This is a genomic window from Streptomyces sp. NPDC046900, from assembly GCF_040644975.1.
Taxonomy (GTDB): Bacteria; Actinomycetota; Actinomycetes; order Streptomycetales; family Streptomycetaceae; genus Streptomyces.
In genome coordinates this window covers 1-9970 of sequence record NZ_JBEYXD010000157.1, presented here as the reverse complement: position 1 = coordinate 9970, position 9970 = coordinate 1, and the positions used below count along the sequence as shown (strand labels likewise).

10 protein-coding genes and 1 pseudogene are annotated in these 9970 nt (G+C 67.2%); 2 read left to right on the top strand and 9 right to left on the bottom strand.

What is annotated here, in order from left to right; genetic code table 11:
* Window positions 1-588: 588 nt before the first annotated feature.
* Both ABZ904_RS49045 and ABZ904_RS49040 read right to left on the bottom strand, forming a co-directional pair.
* Complete coding sequence (locus tag ABZ904_RS49045) at window positions 589-906, bottom strand: immunity 53 family protein (RefSeq protein ID WP_359409921.1); 318 nt, start codon at window positions 904-906, stop codon at window positions 589-591.
* 182 nt (window positions 907-1088) lie between these two features.
* Window positions 1089-1388 (bottom strand): hypothetical protein, encoded by a 300-nt coding sequence (locus ABZ904_RS49040; protein WP_359409923.1) that lies wholly within the window; start codon window positions 1386-1388, stop codon window positions 1089-1091.
* A 235-nt stretch (window positions 1389-1623) separates the two neighbouring features.
* On the opposite strand from ABZ904_RS49040, the gene ABZ904_RS49035 reads away from it, so the two are divergent.
* Both ABZ904_RS49035 and ABZ904_RS49030 read left to right on the top strand, forming a co-directional pair.
* Window positions 1624-1818: a hypothetical protein gene (locus tag ABZ904_RS49035; RefSeq protein ID WP_359409925.1), complete on the top strand. Its 195-nt coding sequence runs from the start codon at window positions 1624-1626 to the stop codon at window positions 1816-1818.
* Between the two features lie 295 nt (window positions 1819-2113).
* Complete coding sequence (locus ABZ904_RS49030) at window positions 2114-2617, top strand: hypothetical protein (protein WP_361005453.1); 504 nt, start codon at window positions 2114-2116, stop codon at window positions 2615-2617.
* A gap of 314 nt (window positions 2618-2931) precedes the next feature.
* Here ABZ904_RS49030 and ABZ904_RS49025 read toward each other — a convergent pair whose 3' ends face one another.
* The 7 genes and pseudogenes from ABZ904_RS49025 to ABZ904_RS48995 form a co-directional block, all read right to left on the bottom strand.
* A complete protein-coding gene (locus tag ABZ904_RS49025; protein WP_359409929.1) occupies window positions 2932-4308 on the bottom strand; it encodes a HAMP domain-containing sensor histidine kinase in 1377 nt (458 codons plus the stop codon).
* Window positions 4305-4955, bottom strand: a pseudogene (locus tag ABZ904_RS49020) (response regulator transcription factor). Before ABZ904_RS49020 ends, ABZ904_RS49025 begins: the two are co-directional and overlap by 4 nt.
* Before the next feature lie 153 nt (window positions 4956-5108).
* Window positions 5109-6386 (bottom strand): hypothetical protein, encoded by a 1278-nt coding sequence (locus ABZ904_RS49015; protein ID WP_359409931.1) that lies wholly within the window; start codon window positions 6384-6386, stop codon window positions 5109-5111.
* 38 nt (window positions 6387-6424) lie between these two features.
* Window positions 6425-7693, bottom strand: a complete 1269-nt coding sequence (locus ABZ904_RS49010; RefSeq protein ID WP_359409933.1) for a HAMP domain-containing sensor histidine kinase — start codon at window positions 7691-7693, stop codon at window positions 6425-6427.
* Window positions 7684-8337 carry a response regulator transcription factor gene (locus tag ABZ904_RS49005; RefSeq protein ID WP_361005458.1) on the bottom strand — a complete coding sequence of 218 codons (654 nt, stop codon included), beginning with the start codon at window positions 8335-8337 and terminating at the stop codon, window positions 7684-7686. The genes ABZ904_RS49010 and ABZ904_RS49005 overlap by 10 nt, the downstream gene beginning before the upstream one ends.
* Before the next feature lie 320 nt (window positions 8338-8657).
* The gene (locus tag ABZ904_RS49000) at window positions 8658-9383 is read right to left on the bottom strand and encodes an IS30 family transposase (RefSeq protein ID WP_361005461.1); all 726 of its coding nucleotides are present in this window, start codon (window positions 9381-9383) and stop codon (window positions 8658-8660) included.
* Complete coding sequence (locus ABZ904_RS48995) at window positions 9383-9628, bottom strand: hypothetical protein (RefSeq protein WP_359409939.1); 246 nt, start codon at window positions 9626-9628, stop codon at window positions 9383-9385. The genes ABZ904_RS49000 and ABZ904_RS48995 overlap by 1 nt, the downstream gene beginning before the upstream one ends.
* Between the last annotated feature and the right edge of the window lie 342 nt (window positions 9629-9970).

Here is a 9970-nt window from a genome sequence, read left to right as displayed (position 1 = left end):
CTGGGGCCACCACGACCGTGACGACCGGGGCAACCACGGCTGGGGCCACCACGACCGTGACGACCGGGGCAACCACGGCTGGGGCCACCACGACCGTGACGACCGGGGCAACCACGGCTGGGGCCACCACGACCGTAACGACCGCTGACCGCCCTTGGGGTGCCCTTCCGCTGTTGGGGGAGGGCGCCCCTTCCATGTGCCCCGTATGCCTTCTACTGCATGACTGACAAGATCTTCCGCGGATGGACGCGATCCGCGATCCGCTCGATTCCGACCGCAGCGATCTGGATTCGTATATCGGTGTCGTGCACGCGTTCAACGCCCGTTGGGTGCTGGACATCGACTGCGGGGCGGTGTGCGACACCCGCTTTAGGAGTTCGATCCGGTGGGCACAACTGGCCCTCTGTGCACGGGAGGTAGGGTCAACACGGTTCGCGCTGAGCTGCTGCTGTCCGCCGACGTTGATGTCTGCGTTCATGGCCAGCCGGTCGCCGGAGCGGCTACGGGCTTCGGTCCCGTGTGAACGGCCGTGAACGGCGCTGAATGAGACGGAAACTGAGACGGCGCGGGCTCGTTGACACTGGTCGTCTACTGGAGCTCCTGGCCGACTGAGGTGGCCCAGTCTCGGAACAGACGCAGTACTTCCCCGAGGTTGAGCGGACCGCAGGACGCCTGGAAGACGTCGTCAGACACCTTCGCTATCACCCAGTCGGAGTCGCTGCGCAGGAAGTCGGTGCGGGCGTAGGACCGTCCGGCCAGAGACGTCTCTTCGAGATCGATGTTGACTGTCCAACCAGGGTTGTCGAGCGTCGCGATCCGAACGCCCCACTCGTGCTCCCAGTCACCGTCGCACTGGGCTTCGTACCAGTGTTGGAGCCAGCCGAGTTCCCCGCTTGTGTCCGACATAGCTGCTGATCCTACGAGGCTGGGTCGTACTGACAGAGGCACTGCCGTTCGCGCTTGTTGGTGTCAGCCACTGGTGTCAGCCGCCACACGCGGTCTTGACAAGGGCTGTCTCATCCCATCGCTGTTTGGCTAGGACCGGAGTGCGGACGGCGTCCTTCAGGAGGATGAGCACCGTGCAGCCGTCATGCGCGAAGGCGGCCGACGCGCTGGCCGACGTACTGCAGCACCCCACCGCAGATCAGCATGAGCAGGCTGCAGGCGAAGACGACGTCGGAGGTGGTGAGGTCGCGCACCGTTCCGCCGTAACGGGCCAGCGCCATCCCCGCTCCGAATACCAGGGCTCCGGAACCCCACAGCCGCGGCCGCAGGATGTACCCCCGCTGCCATGGCACGGCCCGGCCGGTCGTGATGGCCAGGACACCCGCCACGGCATAGAGCACCACGACAGCTGCCACGGCGACCAGTGAGATGACGTGCAGCATCGAACCCCCCTTGCCCAGGTTCCCGATCGTGGCACCGCGTGCTGCGGACGGCAAGATCCACCGTCTGTCATTCCAGGCATGCCGCAGCCTTAACTGCCGGTGGTTGTCAGCGTTGGTCGTCACGGGGAACGGCGGCGCCAATCTATGCCGGGGGCGGCCGACGGTGCTGCGGTTCGGACCCATTCGGCGGACATGGCGTTGGCAGGCTGCGCGCCTCGGTGGCGAACATGGATGCATGGTGGAACACGCGACGGTCGTGCGCGGCATGACCCGGAACACGACGCACCGCGGAGGATGGGTCGAGAACGAACCCACCGGGCAGGCAGTGGTGCGATGCACCTGCGGTCTCGACAGCGGAATCGTGGCGGAAGCTCAAGCAGCGCAAATCGCCGATGATCACCGCCGCACGGCCGCGGAAGACCGCATCTGAGGCCACCCTCGCCCAGCCGCATGAAGCGGCCTGTATGACCGTTGCTGACCGATCCAGCGAGAGCTACCGATCAAAAGATGCCCGTGCCCCACACCATCCCTGGCCATCGGCCCCTGACGGCAGTCTGACGGCAACGACAACGAACGTCAGCGTACGCAGCGGTATGTCACGGGGTGTCGACGTCCGCCGTTGTCGGGCCGGGTCTTGATCCTGGCCGCACGATCAACTCGCCTGAAAAGCGGCCGCCGTCGTCACCGGCGCCGTCGCTCATCTCTGGCAGCTGCGCCGCGCCGGTGTGGCCACCGCTCCGCGCGCCTGGGCGGCCGCCGCCGCGGCTCCCCTCGGATGGCTGGGCTACATCGGCTATGTCGGGCTCAGGACACACAACCCCGTCGGCTACTTCCACGTGCAGAGTCTCTGGGGCTCACGGTTCGACTTCGGCCGCTACACCGCCCACACGTTCAAACACCTGATCGTCGGGCACGACACCCTCGTCGTCTACGTGACCGTCGCGATCGTCCTCGGCTCCATGCTGCTGTTCCTCTTCTGCGTCCTGAACGGGATGCCCTCGCCTCTGCTCGCATACTGCGCGGTCCTCATCGTGATGGCCGTCGGCGGCACCCACTTCTTCACCAGCAAGCCGAGGTTCCTGCTGCTGGCCTTTCCTCTACTGCTCCCGCTCGCCCTGCATCTGGGGCGGAGCCGCCTACGCACCATTGTCGTCCTGCTTATCGCCCTGGCCGGCGTCTCCCTCTTCTACGGCACCTACCTGCTCACCGTCTCCCATCGGGCCCTGTGATGGGAGGACCACCCGCCCGGTTCAGGAGCTTCAGGGGCGCGCCGCCACGACCTTGGTACGGATGCTCCCAGTCCTGTCCTCCACAGGAGGCTGGTTCCGGTTTTGAGCAGATCTGGTTGCCTGAGCTTCGCCGGGGCTACCCGACCAGAGCGGCCATCCTGACTGGCTCGCTCCTGTTGGTCGGGGGCGATGTCCTTTTCTGGTCGGCGATCCTCGTCTCCAGCACGCGCTGGCGATCCTGTTCGCGCTGATGGCCTACGCGCAGATGCAGGAACGCCGCGGTGCCCGCGTACAGGACCCGGAGCAGGAGCCGGTCAGGCGGGCAGGGTGACGGTGAAGCGCGCCCCGGGCGTATGTGAGGGGTCGTAGGACACATCCCCGCCGACGGCGCGGGCCAGGCGCCGCGCGAGCGGCAGCCCGAGGCCCGCGCCGTCGTGTCCGTCGTCAGTGTCCGCCCGCTGGCCGGGCTGGAACAGCTCGTCGTGAAACGTCTGCGGTACGCCGGGGCCGTCGTCGGTGACATCGATGTGTACGACGCCGGGGGCAAGGTGCGCAGAGACGGTCACCCGGGAGCGGGCGTAGCGGACGGCGTTGGCGAGCAGGGGGCTGACGATGCGTTCCAGGAGAGTGGGTGCGACGCCGGCCTCCGCCTCGGGGGCGGCCGTCTGCACCGCGACTTTCACCGGATCCGGTGGTTCGAGGTGCTGGACCATCCGACGTAGAACTGGTGCGATCGGAGTCGTGCCCGGGGCAGCGGTCGTGGGGTGCCGGGCATTCTCGCGGGCGTCGTTGAGCAAGGTGTCACAGATGGTGCGCATGGACTGGGCGGCTTCGTCGATCACTTCGTGGGTGGCGCGGGTCTCGGCGTCCGTACGGGGGCGGACACGCCACCAGTCGAGTTCCATGACGATCCGGGTGAGCGGGGTGCGCAGCTCGTGGGACAGCTCTCCCGTCAGCTGCTGCTCGTGACGCAGCACGGAGCGGATGCGGTCCAGGAGCAAGTCCAGCGAGCTGCCCAGACGCGCCAGTTCGGCGGGCTGCTCGGTCGCGCCGAAGCGTTCGTCGGAGCCCACGGCGCTCCACTGGGTGGCCTGGTCGGTCATCGTACGGACCGGGCGCAGGGCCCGGCCGACCGCGAGCCGGGTCAGCGCGTAGGTGCAGGCGAGCATGACGGCGTCCAGAATCAGGGAGCCCAGCAGCAGGGTTTCGGCCGAACTCTGATATGGACGCAGGTCAAGCGTCGTGACCACGGTGGCTGTGCCGTGGCGGCCGGGCACTGGCCGGGAGCACAGCCGAACGGACCGTTGACCGTCTGCGGGCACGGTCGTGCAGACCCGCTTGCCCTCGGAGGCGAGGCGTCCGGCGGCCCGCGTCAGCGTGCTGCCCGCCGTGGCGGACGGCGGCTGTTCGAGCAGCCGCGTCCCCGCGTAGATCCACACGTTGATGTCGAGGAGGCTGTCGTTGACGGTCTTTAGGACCCGCACCTGCGCGTGACGCGTATCCACGGTCGTGGCCACTGCCACGGCCCGGTTGCGCAGCTCGTCGTCCGCCTGGTGCTGCAGGTGCCGGTCCACCATCGTGTTGAACACCACGGTCAGGACCGTCATCAGCAGCGCGGCTGTGGTCAGCGCCACCAGCGAGAGCCGACCGCGCAGGGTACGGGGGGTGAGGCTGCGGACGACGCGCTTCATGACAGGCGGTGTCCGATTCCGCGCGCCGTGCCGATCGTCAGCGCGCTGCCGGCCTCGCGCAGCTTGCGCCGCAGCCGGGTCAGGTACTGGGCCAGCGTGTTGTCACTGACCTCGGCGTCTTCGGGCCAGCCGGCCTTGATCAGATCGCGCCAGCGCACGACGTCGCCGCCCGCAGCCACCAGCGGGGCCAGCAGCCGGAACTCCGTAGGATACAGCGCGACAGCGGTGCCGTGCACGGTGACGCCGTGGCCCACCGTGTCCAGGACCAGGTCTCCGGCCTCGGTCGCCCGGCCCGGTGCGGGACGCGTCACGAACGCGCGCAGCTGGGCGGCGAGATGGACGGGCTTGGGCAGGTAGTCGTCGCCTCCTGTCGAGAACCCGGACAGCCGGTCGGTGAGGTAGTGCCGGGCTGTCAGGAAGATCACCAGGGCTATGAAACCGTTGGCACGCATCACCTGGCATACGTCCCGGCCGTCCGCGTCGGGCAGCCCCATATCCACAATGACCGCCGCGATGTCGCCGGTGCCACCGCAGCGCGGTGGCACCGGCGGCGACGACGGGCTCGAAGCCCTCCTCGTACAACCCGCGGCGCAGTACGTCCCGCACAGGACGTGATCGTCCTCAACGACCAGAATCTTGTGACGCATGGTCCTCCGTCGGTCCTCGGGCAGGGTGGGCCGTACCCGTGACGAGCGATTCGGGCAGCCAGCAGTGTGTGGGCGACGTCGAGGCGATCCCGTGCTCCGCGAGAGCGTGATCGGCGGCGGCATCTGTGGAGTAATCGCCGCCGATCAGGTCCGTCAGCGCATATCTGTGAGGAGGGTGTTGAGTTCAGCCTCCTGCCGGGCCGGCGACATCGGCGGGTTCGGGTGGTCGATGCCGAAGGTCTTGAGGACGCGGTCCATCTGGGCGTCGATGAACGTCCAGCCGGTGTTGTCCAGCGGCTGCAACGAGGCTTGGTCGGCATCCCAGAGGTCTCGCAGCGACTGGGCAGCCGCGTGGGCGCTGGTCGCGTTCCCCGACCGTGCGTCCTTGAGCGAGGTCGATGCCAGTGCCTTGAGTGCGTCGACCTTCACGGGCGGGAATTTCTTCACGGCCTGGCCAGGGGCGAGTTGAGCGGTGGAGGTGGCGTCGGTCTCCGGCGCCGGGCCGACGTGCGGCTGGCTGTGCGCCCAGACCAGCAGGCCCCCGGTGGCGACGGCGAGGAGGCCGAAGCCCGCCAGCGCGATGCGTTCCCTGTGCGGGTTGGCGGTGATCTGCGGGGTGTGCGTGGCCTCGTAGGTCTCGGTCACGTCGGAGCGCGTCACCGTCAGGTAGATGACAGTCGCCAGGATCAGGCCAAGGAAGATCAGGCTGGTGGTGAAGGTGCCCAGCGCAAGGCCGGTCGGGTCGCCCGGGTTCTGGGCGACTTTTGGGGAGGCGAGCCAGTCGCCGATGTTGGCGCCCAGCGGGCGGGTCAGGATGTAGGCGAGCCAGAAGGACAGCACCGGGTTCGCGCCGAACTTCCGCAGCAGCGTGATCGCCCCGATGAGGCCAAGCGGCAGCAGGACCGAGACTCCCGGGCTCCAGCCGGTGAGCTCAAGGGTCCAGTCGCCGGTCGCGGTGCCGAGCGCGAAGGTGACGAGGACGGTGAGCCAGTAGAACGACTCACGCGACAGCGTCGTGACCGAGTGGATCGAGAGGGTGCGCTCGCGCAGCCACCACACGCCGAAGACCACGGCGAGCAGGACCGAGAACACTGTGGAGCTGATCCACAGCGGTACGTTGAGCTGATCGGTCAGGATGTCGGTGTACAGCGTGCCCGTGACGCTGACAACGACCACAGTCAGCCAGTACGGGAACGGGACGTACCGCTTCAGCCGCAGCTGGACGCCCAGAACCAGCACGAACACCGCAGTGAAGATCCAGGCCGTATTCACCAGACCGACGCCCAGCTTCATGTTGATCCAGTCGGCGAAACTCTCACCGACCGTAGTGCACAGGATCTTGATCACCCAGAACCAGATGGTGACCTCGGGAACCTTGTTCAGCATCAGCCGCCCGCGCCGCCGCGTGCGGGCTTCGCTTGTCGTTGTCATGCGACGAGGCTGGCTCGGCCAACCTGCACACAACCTGACTACGCAGCCGCCTGTGGCGTGGGGAAGGTCACCTCGACGCGACCGTGGCCATCCGCGATCGCACGGACCGCCACTCCCGCGGACGCGGCGAGACGCCTTACCACGGCCAGCCCCAACCCGTGCCCGTCGCCACTGGTCACGCCCGCTTCGAAGACCCGGTCAACCTCCGCCGGATCGAAGCCCGGGCCATCGTCGAGGACATCGATCACGACCCCCTGGGGCTGGATGCGCGCTGTGACCCAAACGCGCGAACTCGCATGCCGCAGGCCGTTCTCCAGCAGGGGTGACAACACAGCCACGACGAGTTCCGTTGCCACGGCGACATCGACGTTGGTTGGGATGGCGAGTTCGATGGAGCGACCAGCGATCGCCTGTCGCGCCGCCGCCCTGAGATCGCAGCGGGTACCGCCATCGATCCGCGTCCGGGCAGCACTCAGAATCGTCGTGATCGCCGTGTTCAGGCGGTCGACCTCGGTCAGAACAGACTCCGGTGCCACACGGTGACCGGAGAGTTGCGCCAACTGTGCCTCGCCTCGCAGGACCGTCAAGGGCGTCCGCAACTCGTGGGCGATCTCATCGGTGAGCCGGCGCTCGTCCGCGAGCGCGTTGTCCACGCGGTCAAGTAGGCGATCGAGAGTTCGCCCGAGCTCCCCGAATTCATCGCGAGGAACGCCAAGGTTGAATCGGCGCCCGGGCTCGTGATCGCCCCAGTCGTCGGCAAGAGCGGCCATTTCGTGAACCACCCGCAACGCACGACCCACCACGACGTATGCGACGACGCCTGCGAGCAGGATCGAGATGCCACCCAACATGAGCGACATCGCCAGGCTGCGCTGCTCCGACGTCTCGTACGGCGTCAGATTCACCCTCACGACCGCCACGACGCGGTGGCCTTCGAGCCGGATCGGCTGGGCATACAGAAGGTAACTGCCGACCGTGGTGGTTTGGGACTGCCCGGAGTCGGCAAGCGCCTCGACGCGGTCAAGGACGCTGCCCGGCACGATCCCGTCAATGAGGTGCCCATCGGCATACACCCACGAGACCGTGTCCAGGGCTTCGTTGCCGCTCTCGATCAGCACGACGTGGCCACTGCGTGTGGTTACGTTCGCCGCCATTGCCTCTGCACGCGTATGCGCCAAAGCGTTCGCGTCGGCGTCGGTCACCTGGCTCAGCAACACGTGCGAGACCACCACCAGCACTGCGACCACCGCTGTCGCGATCAGAACCGCAAGCGCGACCACCCTCCCGCGGAAGCCCGTCACTCCCATCGGTAGCCCACCCCACGGACCGTCGCCAGGTGATCGGCCACGCCCAGCGCACCGAGTTTGGTCCGTAGTCGGCGAACGTAGGAGTCAAGGGTGTTGTCGCTGACCTGCGCGCCATGCGGCCAACCGGCAGCAACGAGGACGTGGCGGCGTACAGCGTCGCCCCGCGAAGCGATAAGCCTGCCCAACAACCGAAACTCGGTCGGCGTCAGGCTCTCGCTTGTCGAACCGTAGATCACGACATGTTTCGCCGGATCAAGAACGACGCCCCTTGGTGGGGTCGTCGCGGTTGTTCTGCGTAGCAGGGCGCGGACCCTCACCAGCAACTCCGGGACGTCGAACGGTTTCGTCATGTAGTCGTCGGCTCCCGCCTCGAAGCCACCCACCTTGTGATGCATGCCATCCAGAGCGGTGAGCATCAGCACCGGGGCATCAACGCCACGTGCCCGCAGCGCCAAGCACACATCGCGGCCATCAGCGTCCGGGAGCCCTAGATCCAGGACGATCAGGTGAGGGACCGGCTCAAGGTGCCGCATCAGACTGTCCGCCGTAGAAGCGACTGCGATCGTATGGCCGTCGTGCTCGAGTGCGCGCTTGAGGACGTCGCGGACTGCTGCGTCATCTTCGCACACCATAATAAAAGCCACAGGCTGACCCTAGGTACTCCAGCGAGAGTTCTCCATTCTCCCTGGTCAGCGCCCTGGTAGTCCGCGAGATCCGTAACGGCTTCCACTCCCGGTGTGGCTGGACGATCCTCGCCCCCGGCGAGCGTTTCGCGCCCCGCCACTGACGGGGGTGGCGCTCGACGCTCGGATACGGAGCGGCAGCACCAAGATCAATCTCATCGATACTGGGTGTACGGATGGTAGGCCGGTTCCAGAAGGTGTGGCCCGAGCTGGACGTGGTGTGCTCGTCGGAGCCGGGGGGCTCGCGCAGTATGCGAAGGGGATCGGGGACGCGAAGCTGGTCATCGAATGATGGCGGGCGCGCTGCAGCGGGTGATGGAGTACCCCGAGCCGGGCTTCACCATCCCGCAGGACGTCTCGGAGGACGTGGCCGCGGCCAGCTCACTGAGGCTGGCGATGAGGGCGTCGCGCAGGTGGCTGGCCGAGTGCCCCTCGGGCAGCGGGATCAGGCGGAGATAGCGGGTGCGTCGGTCGACAAGGGTGGCGACGGCGGACTGGCTGCGGGCGCCGACGACGAGGTCGTCTTCCCAGTCGCCGAGACGCTCGCGCAGCTCGATGATCGGAGGCCTGCAGTCGATGAGGAGGGCGGGTGCGACAAATCTGGGCATGCGCTGCTCTGGGCGGCGACGCTTATTTCTGAGCGGTCGGCCGGTATGGAGTTTCCTGGTCAAGGTCTTGCTCAGGCCACCCTTGGCGCCTTGGTAGAGGGCACGGTAGATGGTCTCATGGCAAAGGTGTCGCTCGGGGTGGTCGGGCCAGCGGGTCCGCAGGTGGGAGGCGATCTGTTCCGGGCTCCACTCCAGATCGAGCTTTGACTGCACCTCGGCTTTCAGCTCGGGATCCGTGGCCAGCTTGGCGCGTCTGGGACGTCCGGCTCGTTCGCGGCAGCGGTGACGAGCGAGGTCGGCATCGTAGATGCCGTAGTCGTGCGGGCGGCTGTTGCGCCGCAACTCCCGGCTGACCGTCGATGGTGCCCGTCCGAGCAGGCCGGCTATCTCCCGGATCATCAGGCCGCGCTGCGCAGCGCGGCGATCCTCCGGCGTTCCAGCAGCGACAGGTACCGGCCTGACCGGGATGCCTCTGCAAGGTAGTCGGGTTGCAGGCCGCCGTTCTCCGCCCGCCACCGGTAGCCCGTTTTCCGTCCGATTCCAAGTCGCCTGCAGGCCTCGACGCTGCCCACCCCGGCCGCCAGAAGGCGCCAGTACTCGGCCTCGAGCTCCAGCCTGCGCTTGCGTCCCCGCCTCGCCGTCAACGCACCCCTGATGATCAAGGAATGTTGCGACAAGAGTTAGAACCCAAGCGTCGGAAGTGGGTCACAATTCAGGCGCCGCCGACAGATAGTTCGGGACGAAGAGGTCGTGAGCTAAAGGCTGTCGTGCTCGATTAGCGAGCCAGCTGCCCAGCACCCGCACCCAGCCAGCAAATCCTTCACCTGTCGGGCGCCCCTCAACCATCGCCCTGTCGGGTGGATCCACAGGGTCACACGGGATCGAGCGCCCCCGGTGGGGATCTATGGACTCGCGGGCAAGGTCTGCGGTCCGTCACTAGGGAGTCGGCGGATCGGTGCCTTGCGAAGGTAAGGATGGGAGCTTCA